This is a genomic window from Pseudokineococcus sp. 1T1Z-3, assembly GCF_037482365.1.
Classification (GTDB): Bacteria; Actinomycetota; Actinomycetes; order Actinomycetales; family Quadrisphaeraceae; genus Pseudokineococcus.
Genome location: NZ_JBBHZF010000001.1, coordinates 355,905 through 374,656, shown reverse-complemented (window position 1 = coordinate 374,656; position 18,752 = coordinate 355,905). Strand labels below are relative to the sequence as shown.

14 protein-coding genes are annotated in these 18,752 nt (G+C 72.2%); 8 read left to right on the top strand and 6 right to left on the bottom strand.

Translation table 11 applies throughout. The features are described 5' to 3' along the window. Positions 1–71 precede the first annotated feature (71 nt). The 6 genes from WDV86_RS01665 to WDV86_RS01640 form a co-directional block, all read right to left on the bottom strand. Positions 72–905, bottom strand: a complete 834-nt coding sequence (locus tag WDV86_RS01665) for a hypothetical protein (protein ID WP_339565846.1) — start codon at positions 903–905, stop codon at positions 72–74. Between the two features lie 179 nt (positions 906–1,084). After that, positions 1,085–1,924 (bottom strand): hypothetical protein, encoded by an 840-nt coding sequence (locus tag WDV86_RS01660; protein WP_339565845.1) that lies wholly within the window; start codon positions 1,922–1,924, stop codon positions 1,085–1,087. Further along, on the bottom strand, positions 1,924–2,133 hold the full coding sequence (locus WDV86_RS01655) for a hypothetical protein (RefSeq protein WP_339565844.1): 210 nt from the start codon (positions 2,131–2,133) through the stop codon (positions 1,924–1,926). Before WDV86_RS01655 ends, WDV86_RS01660 begins: the two co-directional genes overlap by 1 nt. Next, positions 2,115–2,612, bottom strand: a complete 498-nt coding sequence (locus WDV86_RS01650; protein WP_339565843.1) for a hypothetical protein — start codon at positions 2,610–2,612, stop codon at positions 2,115–2,117. Before WDV86_RS01650 ends, WDV86_RS01655 begins: the two co-directional genes overlap by 19 nt. After that, positions 2,609–4,759 carry a helix-turn-helix domain-containing protein gene (locus WDV86_RS01645; RefSeq protein ID WP_339565842.1) on the bottom strand — a complete coding sequence of 717 codons (2,151 nt, stop codon included), beginning with the start codon at positions 4,757–4,759 and terminating at the stop codon, positions 2,609–2,611. Before WDV86_RS01645 ends, WDV86_RS01650 begins: the two co-directional genes overlap by 4 nt. 62 nt (positions 4,760–4,821) lie before the next feature. Next, positions 4,822–5,580 (bottom strand): TnsA-like heteromeric transposase endonuclease subunit, encoded by a 759-nt coding sequence (locus tag WDV86_RS01640; protein ID WP_339565841.1) that lies wholly within the window; start codon positions 5,578–5,580, stop codon positions 4,822–4,824. A gap of 259 nt (positions 5,581–5,839) precedes the next feature. Between WDV86_RS01640 and dnaK the strand changes: the two genes are divergently transcribed. From dnaK to WDV86_RS01600, 8 genes are all read left to right on the top strand, one after another. Next, on the top strand, positions 5,840–7,732 hold the full coding sequence (gene dnaK / locus WDV86_RS01635; RefSeq protein ID WP_339565840.1) for a molecular chaperone DnaK: 1,893 nt from the start codon (positions 5,840–5,842) through the stop codon (positions 7,730–7,732). Then, the gene (gene grpE / locus WDV86_RS01630) at positions 7,729–8,442 is read left to right on the top strand and encodes a nucleotide exchange factor GrpE (RefSeq protein WP_339565839.1); all 714 of its coding nucleotides are present in this window, start codon (positions 7,729–7,731) and stop codon (positions 8,440–8,442) included. Before dnaK ends, grpE begins: the two co-directional genes overlap by 4 nt. A 186-nt stretch (positions 8,443–8,628) precedes the next feature. Then, a complete protein-coding gene (locus tag WDV86_RS01625; RefSeq protein ID WP_339565838.1) occupies positions 8,629–9,699 on the top strand; it encodes a DnaJ C-terminal domain-containing protein in 1,071 nt (356 codons plus the stop codon). 107 nt (positions 9,700–9,806) lie between these two features. Then, positions 9,807–10,157 carry a heat shock protein transcriptional repressor HspR gene (locus WDV86_RS01620; RefSeq protein WP_445262902.1) on the top strand — a complete coding sequence of 117 codons (351 nt, stop codon included), beginning with the start codon at positions 9,807–9,809 and terminating at the stop codon, positions 10,155–10,157. 421 nt (positions 10,158–10,578) lie between these two features. Next, the gene (locus tag WDV86_RS01615; RefSeq protein ID WP_339565837.1) at positions 10,579–14,739 is read left to right on the top strand and encodes a LamG-like jellyroll fold domain-containing protein; all 4,161 of its coding nucleotides are present in this window, start codon (positions 10,579–10,581) and stop codon (positions 14,737–14,739) included. Positions 14,740–15,116: 377 nt separating this feature from the next. Next, positions 15,117–16,199 (top strand): LacI family DNA-binding transcriptional regulator, encoded by a 1,083-nt coding sequence (locus tag WDV86_RS01610; protein ID WP_339565836.1) that lies wholly within the window; start codon positions 15,117–15,119, stop codon positions 16,197–16,199. 79 nt (positions 16,200–16,278) lie between these two features. Beyond that, complete coding sequence (locus WDV86_RS01605) at positions 16,279–17,547, top strand: sugar ABC transporter substrate-binding protein (protein ID WP_339565835.1); 1,269 nt, start codon at positions 16,279–16,281, stop codon at positions 17,545–17,547. A 113-nt stretch (positions 17,548–17,660) separates the two neighbouring features. Then, positions 17,661–18,629 carry a carbohydrate ABC transporter permease gene (locus tag WDV86_RS01600; RefSeq protein WP_339565834.1) on the top strand — a complete coding sequence of 323 codons (969 nt, stop codon included), beginning with the start codon at positions 17,661–17,663 and terminating at the stop codon, positions 18,627–18,629. Positions 18,630–18,752: the final 123 nt, after the last annotated feature.

Here is an 18,752-nt window from a genome sequence, read left to right as displayed (position 1 = left end):
GGCCGGTTCGACTCTGGCGCGCGCCGCAATACGCGCCGCGCAGCGACGTGACGAAGGTTCTTTAGATGGCTTTACGAGCCGTCAGGCCGCGCTTCGTGGGCGTCGAACTGGCGCCGAAAGCGCGACCACCCGCCCTCAGGCGACCAGCGCAGCCCGCTACCCACCACCCAAGACGTCATGAGCCACACGTGCGTGACTTGATCGGGCAATACCAGGCGAGTCGTCGGCGCCACCTCGTCTATCTCGCGCATCAGCATGTCTACGACGGCGAACGGTGCAGTCGTGAATCCGGGCAGAACAATAAAGGCGTGACGTTGATCCGCACCTGACCGCTCCAACTTCACCAGCACGTCTGCCTGGCTCGGGGCAGTCAGAAAGTCTCTGACCCAGGGGGCGACCTGCGCCCCACCGGCGTCCCGGATGCCCCCCGTCAACTCAGACGCGCGCTCGATGGTCAGGTAGATGGACCCAGGGAAGGCGGTGTCACCTTGATCGCCGCTGACGATGCCGAGGGACTGTGCCCTCTTATCTGCTGGCGTCGTCGGCCCCCACGGGAGCGGCCTGACTGAGGTGATGCCCCGCGCCTCGAGTTCCAGGAGCAGATCAGGCAGGTCGCGGATCAAGCGATTGGCCCGGGCATTCGGCTGTAAAGCCACGATCCACCCCCCGTGGAGGCCGGGCACGATCCACCGCTCGTCTGAGCCGTTGACGAGCTTCCACAGCTCAATGCTGTTGCTGTCGGCCGCAGCGGTCACCTCAACGGCGGCCGTCGTCCCGTCGGACGTCGTGAAGGCGAGGTCGTGCATGCTGGGCCGACTTCCGTCGTCGTGCTGCTCGACGACCGTTCCCAGCGTCGCGCCGATTGAGTCGGCGGCAATTCTCTCCTCGACGCGTAAGCGTGGCATGCGCTGATCATGACATTCCGCCTGCTGTAACGGCGCGTGAGACAGACGTTGGGCGTCGTCACGATGTCGCTCCTCCTGGGAGCCCGTGCCCTGCGGGTCGGGCGTTAGGAGATGAGGCCTTGAGGCTGTGAAGCGCTACCGCGCTCCGCGCGGCGGGGCAATGGCAAGGACCGATCGTGCTAGGGGGAAGGGCGCGGACGCCCTTCCAGCACCGTCATGGCGTTGTCGCCCGTCAGGATCACCCAGTCGCCGGCACCAAGCCGAGGGAAAGCTGCCGCTGGAAGGGATGAGGAGACGTTGCGAAGATCCGTGACGAGCTCTCGTCCGTGGCGGGGCCAAGCGCTGACGTCGCACCACTCTTCCGACAGCTCTGGACCGAGCGAAGCGCTGCGATGGGTGGTGGAACAGAGACACCAGGCCAGGGGCGGAAACCACACCTCGGCTAGGGGCATGTGCCATCTCCGACGCTGCAGGACCTGCGCGTAGCCAACCGGACCGCCGATGCGCGATAGTTCGCTCGACGTCAGCGCCAACCGAAGCTCCAACCCGTCGGGAAGTCGCAGGTCGTTACTGTCCTGACGCAGGCCGGTGGCGAGGTCGGGAAACCGCTCCTGCAGCGTGTCGTTCAGGGCAAACATGCCGGCGAGGACGCTGTGCGCCACCAGCCTCGGCGCGACCGCGACGGGCGGAACCTTCGGCTCGATGAGCAGTTGCCGCACCTTTGGGGCAGTCGCAAGCATCACACTGAAATGAAAGTCGATGTATGCGCGGTCAGGCCCGTCGCTGGTGCTTCTATTGCACTCGGCGCAGAGACCGTAAACGCTGAGTCCACCGGACTTCCACTTGCTGAGCTGGCTGCCACCGGGTCCCTGCACCCACTGAGCCCGCTCACGCAGCGGACCCTTGTTGCCACAGGCTTGAGGTGGCACGTGCGCCTCGGTCATCTGGCGGTAGTCACCGCACAAGCCGCACCGCGCGAAGTCCTTCCGCTCCCGGTAGACGCCGATGCGTGAGAACACTACGGCACTGTATAACGGCGTACCTGTTTGTATTGCGACGTGGCTTCCTCTGTTGCGGTTCGGGTCTGGCAGGAGACCACGCAGTCCACCGCCAGCGACGCCAACCGCGACGACGTCGTCCGTTGCGCGGCGGGGTGGCCGTAGAACTCCAGCAGCTTGCTGTTCAGGGTCTTCAGCGTCATGTTCGCCGTCAGCGCGACGAACGCCACCGGCAGCCGCTGGTGGCCCTCGGGGGTGGTGGGCCCGTGCCGGCGGTACTGGGCCCGGTGGAAGTCCTTCGCGAAGCGGGTCGCGATCGTCGTCTTGCCCAGGCCGGGGCGGCGTCGATGACCACCGACCCCCGCAGCCGGTCCCCGTCCCGGCGCCCGGAGGCCAGCACCTGGCCCATCAGCGAGAACGCCGAGGCCATCTGCGCGGTCCGGATCGTCGGCAGGTTCGCGTTCCACACCATCCGCGCCTCGTCGTAGTCCTCCCGCGCGTCGGCGCTCAGCCCGTCCATCTGGGTCCGGGTGAGGGTGGCGAAGTCCTCCCGCGGGCCGGCGGCGACGAACGCGTCCCATCCGGCCTTGCGGGCCAGCTGGTAGGGCTGCACGTCGTACCGGGCCAGCCACGCCGCCCACGGGTTCACCACCCTCTCCTCGCCGGCGGGGGCAGTGGTGGTGCCGGTGTCGTCGTCGAGGGTGGTCACTCGTCGAACACCTCCAGGCCGTCGGAGTCGGGGTGCTCGGCGTAGTACTGGGCGAAGACGTCGACGTCGTCGACGACCTCCAGCCGCCGGGCCCGCTCCGAGCGGCGGGCCACCAGGTCCACCACCCCCGGCAGGCTCGCCACCTCCCGAGCCGCCTCCCGGGCCGCCGCTGCCGCAGCCGCGGTGGTCGCGGTATCGCTCGCGCCAGCCGCACGTGGGCTCGCGGGGGCGGTGCTGGTGGCGTCGTCGGCGGCGCGTTGAGCGCTGAGCCGGCGGGCCAGGGCCCGGTCCCGGCGGGCGGTGACCTCACCGGCCGACCACTGGCCCAACAGGTCGTGCACGGCCTGCTGGGGGTCGACGTGCCGGTGGGTGCGGACGCTGACCTGGCGGGCGTAGTCCGCCGCGGCTTGGGAGAACGGGGCGTCCATGCCGTGGGCGTGCTCCCACACCAGGCGGTGCCACTCGCCGGTGTCGGGGTCGCGGAAGTGCACGTGCCGCACGTCGGACACGTCGACGTGGAAGGGCCACTTGCCCGCGTGCACCCCGCCGAAGGGGGAGCGGTGCCCGCGGTGCAGGTTCAGGCCCGGCCCGTTGTACCGCTGCCCGTGGATCTCCACCCCGTAGTGCTGGATGGTGCGCCACACCACCGCGAGGAAGTCGTACGCCAGTCCGGGGCGGGCGGGCAGTCGCAGGCTCCCGGCCCGGGCCAGGCCTACCTCGAACATCTCCGCCGGGGAGAACGACGCCTGCGGCAGCTGCGGGACGCACAGGCCCGCGTGGGCGGTGCGGTGGTAGACCGAGGCGACCCACTGGCGGATCACCGCCTCGAGCTCGGTGACGTAGAAGAACGCCTGCCCCTCGACGTCCTTGCCCCGGCTGGCGACGTCGGGGCCCTTGTAGGCGGGCAGGTGCTGCAGCAGCCCCTGGCGCAGGGTCCGGAAGAACCGCTCCACCGTCGGCTTGTCCGTCGGCTTGCGGGGGATCGCCGGCTGCACCGTGACCCCCAGCCGGGCACACACGCCCAGCACGTGCGAGGACATGTACGCCTTGCCGTGGTCGATGACGATCGCCTCCGGCATGCACGCCGGCAGCCCACCCACCCGGGTCTGGGACACCCCGTCCGGTGTCTCGGTGCCAACCAGCACGTTCGCCGGCACCCCGTGGAAGGGCCACACCCCCTCCCGCCCAGCACCACGGCCACCGCCGTCCAGGTCGTCCTCGTCCCCGTCCAGCTTGGGCGGGTCCAGTGGTAGCCCGGCCAGCGCAGCGGGCGGCTGCCCGACCGGGGCGGGGTCCTGCGAGGTGACGCACTGGAACAGCACGTTGGCGACGTCCTGGGACGTCGTCGAGATCGGCGACAGCCGCAGCCCCAGCACGCACCGGGTGTAGAGGTCCAGCGCGACGGTCAGCTCCACCGGCACCCACCGCAGCGTCACCGGCTCCATCGCGAAGACGTCCAACGGCGTCGAGTCCAGCACCACGTACTCACCCGGCCGCGTCGCCACCAGCCGCCCGTAGACCCCCTGCGGGCGCGCGGCCACGGACCGGCGACCCTTCGCGCTGCCGAACGCGTGCCGGCCCTTGGAGAGCTGGCGGAGCCGGGAGTAGGCGGTGGTGCGCGAGGGCATCGGGACGACGCCCGGGCCGTGCTCGGCGTCGAGCTCTCTTGCGACGCGGGCGATGACCACGCTCATCGTGGGCGTCGAGGCGTCGACCAGATCGGCGAGCACCCGCAGGCACGCCGCGTCCCAGCGGGAGTCGACACCGCTGGTGTACCGGCTGAGCAACCGGCTGTCGGCCAGGCCCGCCACGCCGGCGGCTTGGTAGGAGGCCACCCAACGACGCAGGGTGCGGTCGGAGACGCCGAGCTCGGCGGCCTTGTCCGCGTATCGCTGCCGCGTCGAGCGCGCATGCTCGGTCCGGCTGTCGGGGCGCAGCAGCTCTCGGACATGACCGGCACGCTCTTCGAGCTGGGCGAGCACACCAGGCTTGAGGGCGTCCAGGACGACGCCGACGGGCTCAGGCTCTCCGTCGGCCTCGACGTCCTGGCCGGCCAGCCGCGCCGTCGCCAGCAGCGACGTCGTCGCGACCGATCGCAGCTGGGCGCTTCGCGCGAGCATCACCGTCGCCGAGCCCAACTCCTGCACCCGCCACAGGGCGCCCTCGAATCACAGCGTCGTCCCGGCCCGCAGGTCGAGCGCCCGGTCGTTCACCGGGATCCCTCCGGGCGAAGGACGAGGGAGTCCTCGCTGAGCGGCTGCTCGAGGTCGGTGGCCAGCTGTCCGGACCACAGCAACCACATCAGCCCGGAGAGAGCCAGTGATCGGGGGACCGGCGGCGAGGCGGCAGCCATCACGGCGGAGATGGACATCTCCGACGACACGACGTCCAGAACCGTCGCCGAGGCGTCGGGATCGACGAGGTCGGCACGTCGCGCCGAGGCGAGCGTGCGCACGTTGTCCAGCACGACCGCAGGAGCCCCGGACCAGACCTCGTAGCGCCAGCTCACGGCCGCGCACAGGCGACCGGTCCAGGCGAAGACTGCGGCGACCTCCGGCCTCACCGCGAACTCAGCCGGCTTGACGTCCACGACCGTGAACGAGCCGTCCCTGCCCTGCAGGAGCAGGTCCGGAGCGTGCCGCCGACGAGCCGCACCGTCCGATCCGCACAGCCACAGCGGCTGGCTGGCCATCCACGCGACGGCCGGGTCGAAGTCGGCCAACCACAGACGGTCCAGCTCGAGCCGACTCTCGTAGTCGACGTGGGCGCCCGTCGTCGCCGACCAGAAGGAGCCCGGGTAGTGCCGTTGGCCCGCGTGCGAGCTGATCCGCCGCACGGGCAGGCCCCGCACCACCTCGACACCGTCCAGAGCGCCCACCGTCGTCGTGATGAGCTCGCCGGAGGCAGACACGTAACGGGCTTCCACTTCGAGCAGCTCGCTGCCGGCCACGTCCTCAGCGTCCGGCACGGACACGAACGTGAGAAATAGGACACGCCGTAGACACGAACTTGAGAAATGGACACGTTGAACGCGTCCCTACAGCCCGATCGCGCGGAGGCCCGCACCACCCGGAACACCCGACCACCTCCGCTGGTTGAGCGAGGCGGGCTCAACTCCGGCGACACCGGTTTGACACAGCGCAGGCCGCGGAGCAAGGTTGAGCGCACTCGGCTCAAGCAGGACCTGCGGCGAGCCGCACAGCACAGCGAGTCCAGGAGGACACCCCATGGCACGAGCGGTCGGCATCGACCTCGGCACCACCAACTCCGTCGTCTCCGTCCTCGAGGGCGGCGAGCCCACCGTCATCGCGAACGCCGAGGGCGGGCGCACCACCCCCTCGGTCGTCGCCTTCGCCAAGTCCGGCGAGCCCCTGGTCGGCGAGATCGCCAAGCGCCAGGCCGTGACGAACGTCGACCGCACCATCACGTCGGTCAAGCGGCACATGGGCACCGACTGGAGCCAGGAGATCGACGGCAAGCAGTACACGGCGCAGGAGATCTCCGCCCGTGTCCTGCAGAAGCTCAAGCGCGACGCCGAGTCCTACCTGGGCGAGAGCGTCAGCGACGCCGTCATCACCGTCCCGGCGTACTTCAACGACGCCGAGCGCCAGGCCACCAAGGAGGCCGGCGAGATCGCGGGCCTCAAGGTCGCCCGCATCATCAACGAGCCCACCGCCGCCGCGCTCGCCTACGGGCTCGACCGCGGCAAGGAGGACGAGCTCATCCTCGTCTTCGACCTCGGTGGCGGCACCTTCGACGTCTCCCTCCTCGAGGTCGGCAAGGACGCCGAGGACGGCTTCTCCACCATCCAGGTGCGCGCCACCAGCGGCGACAACCGCCTCGGCGGCGACGACTGGGACGCCCGCGTGGTCCAGCACCTCGTCACCACGGTGAAGAACAGCTCCGGCGTGGACCTGTCCAAGGACAAGATCGCGATGCAGCGTCTGCGCGAGGCCTCCGAGCAGGCGAAGAAGGAGCTCTCGTCCGCGACGAGCACCAACATCTCCCTGCAGTACCTCTCCATGACGGAGAACGGCCCCGTCCACCTGGACGAGAAGCTCACCCGGGCGCAGTTCGAGCAGATGACCAAGGACCTGCTCGACCGCACCAAGGAGCCCTTCAACCGGGTCATCGCCGACGCCGACGTCAAGGTCGGCGACATCGACCACGTCGTGCTCGTCGGCGGCTCGACCCGGATGCCGGCCGTCACCGAGGTCGTCCGCGGCCTCACCGGCGGCAAGGAGCCCAACAAGGGCGTCAACCCCGACGAGGTCGTGGCCGTGGGTGCTGCCCTGCAGGCCGGCGTCATCGGCGGTGAGCGCAAGGACGTCCTGCTCATCGACGTCACCCCGCTGTCCCTCGGCATCGAGACCAAGGGCGGGATCATGACCAAGCTCATCGAGCGCAACACGGCCATTCCGACCAAGCGCTCCGAGGTCTTCACGACGGCCGACGACAACCAGCCGTCCGTGCAGATCCAGGTGTTCCAGGGCGAGCGCGAGCTGGCCCAGCACAACAAGCCGCTCGGCAACTTCGAGCTCACCGGCATCGCGCCGGCGCCCCGCGGCATCCCGCAGATCGAGGTCGCCTTCGACATCGACGCCAACGGCATCGTCCACGTCTCGGCCAAGGACCGCGGCACGGGCAAGGAGCAGTCCATGCAGATCACCGGGGGCAGCGCGCTGTCCAAGGAGGAGATCGACCGCATGGTCCGCGACGCCGAGGCCCACGCCGAGGAGGACAAGAAGCGCCGCGAGGAGGCCGAGGTCCGCAACCAGGCCGAGCAGCTCCTCTACTCCACCGAGAAGTTCCTCGGCGACAACGACGACAAGCTGCCCGAGGACGGCAAGTCCGAGGTCAAGGGCAAGGTCGACGCGCTGCGCACCGCGCTCGCGGGCGAGGACGTCGAGGCCGTCAAGTCCGCGCAGGAGGAGCTGGCGACCGCGAGCCAGACGCTGGGCGCGGCGATGTACGCCCAGCAGCAGCAGCAGGAGCAGGGCGAGCAGGCGGCTCCGGGCGCCGACGCCGGTGCCGAGGGCGCGACGGGCACGGCTGCTGACGACGACGTCGTCGACGCCGAGATCGTCGACGACGAGGAGCGCAAGGACGACGCCAAGTGACGGCCGGAGCCCCTGGCCCCGACCCCCGCGAGGGCGAGCCGGTCATCCGTGACCGCCGTCGCTTCGACCCCGTGACCGGTCGGCTGCGGGAGCAGCCGGCCGGCCCGGAGGACGAGACGCCGCAGGGCGCGACCCCCGAGGAGACGCCGCAGGGCGAGCAGCCCGACGTCGACCCCGAGGCCGTGCCGACGACCGAGCCCGCCGGTGACCCGGCCGACACCACGGCCTCGGACCTGACGGCCGAGGACGTCATCGGCAGCGGCACGGGCGCCGACGAGGCCCTGCAGTCCGCGCAGCAGCTCGCCGAGGAACGTCTCGGCGACCTCCAGCGGCTGCAGGCCGAGTACGTCAACTACCGCCGGCGCGTCGACCGGGACCGGGACGTCGCCACGACGGCGGGCAAGACCTCGGTCTTCGAGGCCCTGCTGCCCGTGCTCGACGACGTCGTCCTCGCCCGCACCCACGGCGGCCTGGTCGACGGCCCAGCGGCCGCCATCGCCGACAAGCTGGAGCAGACGCTGCAGCGCCTCGGCCTGGAGCGCTACGGCGACGCGGGGGAGGCCTTCGACCCCGCCGTGCACGAGGCCCTCATGCACGGCCACGCCGACGGCATCGAGGTCACGACCGTGACCCAGGTGCTCCAGCCCGGCTACAAGGTCGGTGAGCGGGTGGTCCGTGCGGCGCGCGTGGCGGTGGCCGACCCGCAGTAGGGAAGGCTCGCGCCGGCGTGGCCCCTGGTGGGCCGCGCCGGTGCGACCTCTCCCGACAGCCTCGCCGCCCCGCCCGGCCCTTCGAGCCGGGCGGGGCGGCACGGCTCACGTCGGCGAGGTGAGCACGACCGCGACAGCAGCACAGGCCGGGAGCGACCCCGGCCACCCCGCAGGTGAGGAGCGGCCTTGGCCGGGCAGGACTGGATCGAGAAGGACTTCTACGCCGAGCTCGGCGTGCCCAAGGACGCCGACGCCGGCGACATCAAGAAGCGCTACCGCAAGCTCGCCCGCGAGCTGCACCCCGACCAGAACCCGGGGGATGCCAAGGCCGAGCAGCGGTTCAAGGAGGTCGGCGAGGCCTACGCCGTCCTGTCCGACCCCGAGAAGCGCCAGGAGTACGACGCCATCCGCGCCATGGCCGGCGGTGCCCGCTTCAGCGCCGGCAGCGGCGGCCCGGGCGGCGGCGCGGCCGGCGGCTTCGAGGACCTCTTCGGGGGCCTGTTCAACCAGGGGGCGGCGCCCGGTGGGCCGCGCGCCCGCAGCTACGGCCCCCGCCAGGGCGGCCAGCCCGGTGGTGGCGGTGTCCCACCGGGTTTCGAGGACCTCCTAGGCGGGCTCTTCGGCCAGGCGGGCGCCGGCCCGGCCGGTCGACCCGGCGCCGGGTCCGCGCCGCCCAGGGGCGGTGACGTCCAGGCCACCACCACCCTCGACTTCCTCACGGCGGCACGGGGTTCCACGACCACGCTGCGTGCCGGCGACGGCACGTCGGTGACGGCGCGCATCCCCGCCGGGGTCAAGGACGGCCAGAAGATCCGCCTGCGCGGCAAGGGCTCCTCCGGCGGCCCCGGCGTCCCGCCCGGGGACCTGGTCATCTCGGTCACCGTCAGCCCGCACCCCGTCTTCACCCGCGACGGCGACCACGTGCGGGTCACGCTCCCGGTCACCTTCGTCGAGGCCGCGCTCGGCGCCGACGTCGAGGCGCCGCTGCTGGACGGCGGCACCGTGCGGCTGCGGGTGCCGGCGGGATCGCCGTCCGGTCGGGTGCTGCGCGCCCGCGGCCGGGGCATCACCACCGGAACGACCAGCGGCGACCTCCTCGTCACCCTCCAGGTCACGGTGCCGCAGCGGCTCTCGGAGGAGGCGCGCGCCGCCGTCGAGGCCTTCGCGGCTGCGACGCCGGACGCGCAGGACGGCGGGGTCCGAGCCGACCTGCTCGCCGCCGCGGGCGCGCGCGACGGGGCCGGGGCGCGCCGGTGAGCCCGGCGTCGACGGGCGGCCCCGGCGCCGGGGGCCCCGCGCCCTCGGGCGAGGTCGACGTCGACGCCGCCGTCCTGCCCATCTCGGTCGCCGCCGAGCTGGCCGGCATGCACCCCCAGACGCTGCGGCAGTACGACCGCCTCGGGCTCGTCGAGCCGCGGCGCACCGCCGGCCGCGGCCGGCGCTACAGCCTGCGCGACGTCGCCACCCTCCGCGAGGTCCAGCGCCTGTCCCAGGAGGACGGCGTCAACCTCGCCGGCATCAAGCGGATCCTCGAGCTGGAACGCCAGGTGCGCTCCCTCGCCGGCGAGGTCGAGCGGCTCCGCGGCCTCGTGGGCGCCGCCCGCCGCGTCTTCACCGCCGACCCCTCCGGCGACGTCGTCGCGGGCACCCTCGGCCGCCGCCCCAGCCGCGTACGCACCGGCGCGCTCGTCCTCTGGGACCCGCGCCGACGCTGAGGCCCGTGACCATGGTCACCGCCTGTGGTCGTTCCGCGCCGTGACCGGGGCGACGACGCAGGCCAGCACCTCACGCCCCGGTGCTTGGCGCTGCTCGTCGAGGTCGCGCCGGCCGGGGAGGCCGCGGTGAACCGGGTCTTGACTCTGCCGCCCGCCCCGGCGATGCTCGGACCACCCCTACCGCTCGTAGCCGGTGTCGCACACTGCAGTGTCGAACCGGTTCGACAGTAGGGATCGGTGGGCGCGGCGCGCGAGGCGTCGTGCTGCTCGCCGGTCGCCCCACGGGGGCGGACGCCTCTGGCGGTAGAGCAACCGGGAACCCGTCGACCGACGAACGGAAGGCTCAGCGATGACGCTGGACAGTGCACGACCGACGACCCTGACGCGGGGTCGTCGCTCCCGGGCCACGGTGGTGGCCTCGGTGACCGGAGGCCTGCTGGCCAGCGGTCTGCTGGTCGTCAGCCCCGCCGCAGCGGCCGAGCTGCCGCAGCCGACGGTGCATTACACCTTCGACGGTGCCGTCTCCGGCACCGTGACGGACGTCAGCGGCGCCGGGCGCGACGGCACGCTGGTCAACCCCGGCACCGCCGAGCGGGTCGACGGCGTCGACGACGGCGCTCTCGACCTGCCGGGCGGGCAGCCCGCGACGGGTGCCTACGTGCGCCTGCCGCGCTCGGTGATGGACGGCGTCACCGGCGACGTGACGGTCAGCATCCGCACCCGCTGGAACGGCACCGGCGGCCAGTGGCAGTGGGCGTCGGCCCTCGGCTCCGGCACCAGCCGCTACCTGTTCACCACGCCCTCCAACAACAACGGGGTCGTGCGCACCGCCCTGACGACGACGGGCGGCAGCGGGGAGGCGCAGGTCACCGGTCTGGCGTCCCAGCCGCTGGACCGGTGGGTCACGCTGACCACCGTCCTGGACGCCGGGAGCGACACCCTGCGCACCTACCTGGACGGCGCGCTCGTCGGCGAGGTCCCGACCACGACCACCGCCTCCGAGCTGCTCACCCAGGCCGCCACCGACGCCGGCTACATCGGCCGCTCCTTCTACGGCGACCCCCTCTTCAGCGGCGCGGTGGACGACTTCCAGGTCTTCGCCGCCGCGCTCGCCCCCGACCAGGTCGCCGAGCTCGTCCCCGGCGAGGTGCCCGAGCTGCAGGACCTCGCCCGCACCGAGGTCGACGTGCGGACCGAGACGGGGCGCGCCCCGGACCTGCCCCCGACCATCGAGGGCACCTGGTCCGACGGCTTCCCCCGCGCCGTCCCCGTCGTCTGGGACGAGGTCGACCCCAGCGCCTACGCCGCACCCGGTCGCTTCACCGTCGGGGGCACCGCCGCCGGCCGCGCCGTCACCGCCAGCGTCGAGGTCGTCCGCGAGGGGCAGCTGACCGTCCACCTCGGCGAGGACACGGGCGAGTTCACCGGCGGGGCCTCGGGCCTGCTCTACGGCCTCTACGCCGACGGCGTGCCCTCCGACGCCCTCATCGAGGGCATGGGCGTCCAGACCATCGCCACCAAGGGCCAGGACGGCGCCCAGCACCCGGGCTCGGACGCCCTCGAGGTGCTCGAGCAGCTGGCCCGCACCACCGACGGCGACGTCTACGTGCGCACCACCGACTACTACCGCGGCTTCCCCTACCAGTGGCCCGGGGACACGCCGCAGGAGAAGCTCGACGGGTACTTCGAGGTCATGGAGATGCAGCTCGACCAGATCGCGGCCCTGGACCCCGAGCTGCTCGAGAACGTCGTCATCGAGCCGTTCAACGAGCCCGAGGGCAACATGTTCGGCACGGGCCAGTGGAGCTACGACGGCACGAGCTGGCTGAACGACCCGACGGACTTCTTCGCCGCCTGGGACCGCTCGCACGCCCTGATCTCCGAGAAGCTGCCCGGGGTCCGCATCGCCGGCCCGGGCACGAGCCTGCTCTTCAACCAGGTCCGTGGCTTCATGGAGCACACGGTGGCCGCCGGGACGGCGCCGGACATCGTCACCTGGCACGAGCTGAGCGACCCGGCCACGGTCAAGCGCTCCGTCGAGCGGTTCCGCGGCTGGGAGGACGAGATCTACCCCGGCACCCCGCTGGAGGGCGTCGACCTGCCGATCAACATCAACGAGTACGCCTTCAACTACCACACCTCGGTGCCCGGCCAGATGATCCAGTGGATCTCCGGCGTCGAGGAGTCGAAGGTCCAGGCGATGATCGCCTTCTGGAACATCAACGGCAACCTCTCCGACTCGGCCGTGGGGGCCAACCAGGGCAACGGCCAGTGGTGGCTCTACAACGCCTACAGCCGCATGACGGGGCGCACCGTCGCGGTCACGCCCCCGCAGCCCGGCCAGAGCTACACGCTGCAGGGCGTCTCGGCGCTGGACGAGGAGCAGAAGATCTCCCGCACGCTGCTCGGCGGGGCCGACGGGTCGTCCTACGTCTCCGTCCAGGACGTGCCCGCCGACATCTTCGGCGACCAGGTGCGCGTCACCGTCGAGGAGATCCCCTGGACGGGGCAGCTGGGTGACTCCCCCGAGCCCCGGCACGTCGCGGAGTACACCGCCGACGTCGTCGACGGGGTCGTGGGCGTCGACTTCGGCGGGGCCTACCTGCCGGAGCTGACCGAGTCCTCCGCCTACGAGGTGATCATCACCCCAGCCGGTGTCGGCGAGACGACGGCGACGCCGCAGATCACCTGGGAGGGCAGCTACGAGGCCGAGGACGCCGAGTACACCGGCTCCGGCTACAGCCGCAACGGCCCCGAGGGTCGCCCCGGCAATGTGGCGGGCTTCTTCACCTCGGGCATGTACAACGTCGGCGGCCTGCGCACCGGCTCCGACGGCGAGCTGACCTTCACGGTCGACGTCCCCGAGGACGGCGCCTACGACCTGCAGGTCTTCTCCAGCACCCTCAACACCTTCTTCCGGGTGCAGGAGCAGGGCCCCACCAACGTGTTCGTGCGGGTCGACGGCGCCGCCGAGCAGGAGCTCTTCCTGCCGCTGGGCTACAAGTGGGTGGTCTGGGACCACGCCGACACGACGGTCGACCTGACGGCGGGCGAGCACACCATCACGCTGGCGGCGCAGAGCCTCGACGGCACGGGCCAGACGGTGGGTGACGCGATCATCGACCGCATCGTCCTGCAGAAGCCGGACGCCGACCCGAGCTCGGTCTACGAGGCCGAGCACGCCCAGCTCGACGGCGGTGCCAGCACCTCCTACGTGGTGCCCGAGGGCGTCGTCGCCCAGGACGTCTCGGGCGCCGGTTCCGCGGTGCTGGAGCAGGGCGAGGAGGCGGTCTTCTGGGTCTACGCGGCCGAGGGCGAGGCGCACCTCCTCGAGGTGGACGTCGCCGGCGACGGCGCGGCGACCCTGGCGGTCGGCGACGACCAGGTCGCCGAGGTCGACGGCACCTCGACGGTCCCGGTTCACCTGGCCAGGGGCGTCAACAAGGTCACCGTCGCGGGAGCCGGGGCCGAGCCCGTCCACCTGGACCGGCTCGCCGTCACGCCGGCGCCGGATGCCCTGCCGTCCACCGCCTACGAGGCGGAGGCCGGGACCACGGCGGGCACGGCCGAGGTCGTCGACCTCAGCCTGGCCAGCGGCGGCCAGGCCGTCGACGGCGTCGGCGGCGAGCCCGGGAACGAGAACACGCTGACGCTGGAGGTCGAGGCGGCCGAGGCCGGCCGGCACGCCGTCGTGATGCGCTTCTCCAACCCCGAGCAGGTGCCGGGCACGCACTACAACCCGAACCCGATGGTGCGCTTCGCCGACATCACCGTGAACGGCGGCGAGCCGCAGCGCGAGGCGTTCGTCCCGACGTTCCACGAGAATAACTTCTTCGAGCGGACGGTGCTGCTGGACCTCGAGGCGGGGACCAACACGCTGCAGGTCCGTTCCGAGGTGCAGCCGAACTGGGACGGGGAGACCTACGCGTCGCAGACGTGGCCGGGGATCTTCCTGGAGCCGGAGCTGGCGCCGATCCTCGACCGGCTGGTCGTCTCGCCGCTGGCCGGTGAGCCCCTGCAGGAGCAGCCGGAGTGGGCGACGGACGTCTCGCTGCTGGACGTCCTGCGGGAGGACACCTCGGGCCCGGAGCGACGCGACGCCGACAGCGAGGACTTCGACCTGCTGTCGGTCGCCGTCGAGCGGGTCCTGCGGCACAAGCCGGACTCCCCGGTGGCGGTGCTCGGCGACCCGGCCGCCCCGGCCACGGCCTTCCTGCCCGACGACGGTGCCGTCATGGCCTTCCTCCAGGAGGTCTACGGCCGTCGCATCCCGACAGAGACCGCGGCGGCGCAGCGGCTGCAGTCGCGGGCGCAGTTCCCCGTCGACGACCTCGAGGCGCTGCTGCTCGACCACGTCGTCGTCGGCGCCACCCTGACGAGCGAGCAGGTGCTCGCCTCCGACGGCGCGCGGCTCACGACGGCGGGCGGGAGCACGCTCGTCGTGAGCGTGGACGGCGGCACGGTGCGGCTGCTCGACACGGCCGGTGACGTCGTCGCCGAGGTCGAGGCCGACCGCCTCGACATCAACCGTGGCCAGGTGCAGGTGGCCCACGTCGTCGACCGGGTGCTCCAGGTCGACTGACGTCCAGAGCTGGTCGGCGAGCCCCCCGCTCGCCGGCCCGAGACAGCGGGGGCGGCCCTGGTCAGGTCGCCCCCGCTGTCGCGTCCAGGAGCTGGCCAGGAGTGGTCAGGGGCCGCTCGTGGGCAGGTGCTCCGGGGGAGAAGTCCGGCTCGGGAGGAGCCGGTGAGGCGGGCCTCTCACCCGATCGACGAACCGGTTCGACACGATGTGGTCACACGGGTTGACCGCCCGACCGGGCCCGTGCTCCCATGGGGACACCAACAGCGAACCGGTTCGACGACGACCCGGCGAGGCCAGCAGCACCAGGGTCGACGACGACCACGAGCGCTCGAGGATGCGCCGCGGGTGTCCGTCCCGCAGACAGGTGAGGAGGAGGCATGGCGACCATCGGTGACGTCGCCCGCGTCGCGGGCGTCTCGCGCAGCACCGCCTCCTACGCCCTCTCGGGCAAGCGGTCCCTCTCCGAGGAGGTCAGGCTCCGGGTCGCCGCGGCCGTGGAGGAGCTCGGCTACACCCCGAACGCGGGCGCCCGGGCCCTCGCGACCTCCCAGACCAAGACGTTGGGGCTGCTCGCCCAGTTCCTCGACGACGAGTTCGCGCCGGCGATGATGCAGTACTTCCTCGGCGTCTCGAACACCGCGCGTGGCCTCGGCTACGACGTCCTGCTCGTCAACGAGCCGGACGGCCCCGCCTCGCTGCGGCGCGTGCTCACCTCCCGCATGGTCGACGGTGTCGTGCTGCTCAACGTCGCCGAGCACGACACCCGGCTCCCGGTCCTGCGCTCCGCGCAGCAGCCGGGCGCGCTCGTCGGGCTGCCCGCCGACTGCTCGGGCGTCGACGTCTTCGACCTCGACTTCCACGAGACGGGGCGGCACATGGTCGCCCACCTGCACGAGCTCGGGCACCGGGACCTGCTCCTGGTCAACCAGCCCGAGCACGTCCTCGAGCGGGGCGGGGCCTACGTCTGGCGCCTGCAGAGCGCCGCGGAGGAGGAGGCCGCGCAGCGCGGCGTCACGCTGGCCGCAGCGTTCGCGCCGTCCACGCAGCCCGACGTCGGCCGGGCCCTGCACGCGTTGCTCGACGCCCACCCGCAGGTGACCGGCCTCCTGCTCAACAACGAGGCGGCTGCCTCGGCCCTGCCGTCCGTCCTGGCCGAGCGCGGGCTCACCTCCCCCGACGACGTCTCGGTCGTCGGCCGGTACTCCCGCGAGTTCGCCCGCACCTTCTCGCTGCCCTTCTCGGCGGTCGAGAGCGCGCCGGACCAGCTGGGTCAGCTGGCCGTCCGCCAGCTGGTGCGCCGGATCGAGGGGACGGCGGCGGCCACCCCGCACGTCGTCCACCTGATCCCCCCCTCCCTCACCGACCGGGGAAGCACGGCCGCGCCCCGGCTGCCTGCTGACCGCCCCCGCGCCGACCGTCCCCACGCCAGACGTCCCCCCGCCGGGGCTCACGCCCCCTGACCGCACGACCCACCACCGCACCGCACACCGACGGCCTGCTCGCGCCGTCAGCGTTCACCACGTTCGAGGAGGAACACCCGTGAACATCCGCTCCCGCTCCACCCGCGTCGCCCTCGTCGCCGGAGCCACGCTCTCCCTGCTCGCCACCGCCGCCTGCGGCGGCGGCTCGGGCTCGGGCACCGACGGCTCCGCAGACGCCGCCGGCGGCACCTACACCTGGTGGGACCCCTACCCCCAGCACGACGCGTCCTCGGACTGGGCCATGCGCGTGGAGGCCTGCGGCGACGAGGCCGGCGTCACCATCGAGCGCACCGCCTACGACACGACGGCGCTGACCAACCAGGCGCTGCTCTCGGCGCAGGAGGGCACGTCTCCCGACGTCATCCTGCTCGACAACCCGGCCGTCTCGACCCTGGCCGAGACGGGCATCCTCACCACGACCGACGAGCTCGGCCTCGACACCTCGAGCATCGACCCGAACCTCCTGGGCGCCGGCGAGATCGACGGCTCGGCCTACGGCGTCCCGATCGGCGCCAACACGCTCGCGCTCTACTACAACGCCGACACCCTCGCGGCCGCCGGCGTCGACCCGGCCTCCATCACCGACTGGGCCTCGCTGACCGCCGCCCTGGAGGCCGTCACGGCGCAGGGCTCCGGCGGCATCACCTTCTCCGCCATCGGCACCGAGGAGGGCTCCTTCCAGTTCCTGCCCTGGTTCTGGGGGGCCGGCGCCGACCTCACCGACCTGGACTCGCCCGAGGCCGTCGCGGCGCTGCAGCTCTGGACCGACTGGCTGGGCCAGGGCCTCGCCCCCAACACGGTCATCAACAACAGCCAGAACACGGTGTGGGAGGAGTTCCTCACCGGGGACTTCGCCTTCGCCGAGAACGGCACCTGGCAGGTCAACAGCGCCCTGGACGCCGACTTCGAGACGGGCATCATCCAGATCCCCGGCCAGGACGGCGGCGTCGCGCCGACGCCGACCGGCGGTGAGTTCGCCGTCGCGCCGGTCCAGGACGACACGTCCCGCTACGACGTCACGTCCCAGGTCATCGACTGCATGACGAGCACCGACGGCGCGGTCGAGACGGCGAACACCTTCGCCTACTACATCCCCCCGACCGAGGACGGCCAGGAGGCGCTGCTCACCGAGGACGCCGCCCTCGAGCCCTGGGTCGAGGCCGTCCGCTCCGCCCGCGGCCGCACGAGCGACAACCTCGGCACCGACTACCCGCTGATCTCCGAGCAGCTGTGGACCGCCGTCCAGCTCTCGCTGTCCGGCAGCCTCAGCCCGCAGGAGGCGCTGGCGCAGGCGCAGACGGACGCCGAGGCCGCCACCGCGGGCTGACGCCCGCCCCGATCGTGGTGCGGCGGGGCATCCCCCGCGTCCCGCCGCACCACCACCACCGGCCGGTCGGTCCGCCGGCCGCCGCCGCCGCAGAGCGCTCGAAGGACCCAGCCATGACCACGACACCCCTGTCCGCCACCGCGGGAGCCACGCAGCGCCCCGTGGTGGACCCCGCACCCGGACGGCGACGCCGGCCCGGACGCGGCGGCGGCCGGTGGACGGCGCTGCTGTTCCTGCTGCCCCTGCTGGTCTACCTCGTCGCCTTCTACGTCTACCCGCTGGCGCGCAACGTCGACCTGAGCCTGCACGACTACACGATCCGCGCCTTCGTGACGGGCGACGCCGACTTCGTCGGCCTGGCGAACTACCGCGACATCCTGACGGACCGCACCTTCAGCCAGGCCGTCTTCAACACCCTCGTCTTCACCGGCGTGTCCCTGGTCTTCCAGTTCGCCATCGGGCTGGCCCTCGCGGTCTTCTTCCGCACGAGCTTCCCGCTCTCGCCCGTGCTGCGCGCCCTGTTCCTCGTGCCGTGGCTGCTGCCCCTCATCGTCTCGGCGTCGGCCTGGGCCTGGATGCTCAACAGCGAGAACGGCGTCGTCAACTGGGCGCTGTCGCTCTTCGGCGTCTCCCAGATCAACTGGCTGACCTCGCCGGGCTGGGCGCTCGCGTCGGTCACCCTCGCCAACATCTGGCTGGGCATCCCGTTCAACCTCGTCATCCTCTACTCCGGGCTGCAGAACATCCCGGGCGACCTCTACGAGGCGGCCGCGCTGGACGGGGCCACGCCGCGGCAGCAGTTCTGGCGCATCACGTTCCCGCTCCTGGCGCCCGTGTCGGCCATCACGCTGCTGCTGGGGCTCGTCTACACGCTGAAGGTGGTGGACATCATCTGGATCATGACCACGGGCGGGCCCGGCTCGGCCTCGACCACGCTCGCCATCTGGTCCTACCGCGAGGCCTTCGGCACCGGGCAGCCCGACTTCTCGCCCGCGGCCGCCGTGGGCAACCTGCTCATCGTCGTCGCCATGCTGGGCGGCTTGCTGTACCTGCTCATCCAGCGTCGGCAGGCCCGGTCGTGAGCGGCGTCACGACGCGCCCACGCAGCGGCGCGCAGACCTCGGGCGGGGCGACGTCAGCAAGCGGGCAGGGCACGAGAGGCGTCCGCCGGCCGAAGGTGGCCTGGTGGCGGACCGTCGTCGGCG

Bases quoted from the DNA above. Each gene is read 5' to 3' on its own strand.
- WDV86_RS01610 (WP_339565836.1), top strand. From the start codon at position 15,117: ATGGCGACCATCGGTGACGTCGCCCGCGTCGCGGGCGTCTCGCGCAGC.
- WDV86_RS01620 (WP_445262902.1), top strand. From the start codon at position 9,807: ATGCACCCCCAGACGCTGCGGCAGTACGACCGCCTCGGGCTCGTCGAG.
- dnaK (WP_339565840.1), top strand. From the start codon at position 5,840: ATGGCACGAGCGGTCGGCATCGACCTCGGCACCACCAACTCCGTCGTC.
- WDV86_RS01665 (WP_339565846.1), bottom strand. From the start codon at position 905: ATGCCACGCTTACGCGTCGAGGAGAGAATTGCCGCCGACTCAATCGGC.
- WDV86_RS01600 (WP_339565834.1), top strand. From the start codon at position 17,661: ATGACCACGACACCCCTGTCCGCCACCGCGGGAGCCACGCAGCGCCCC.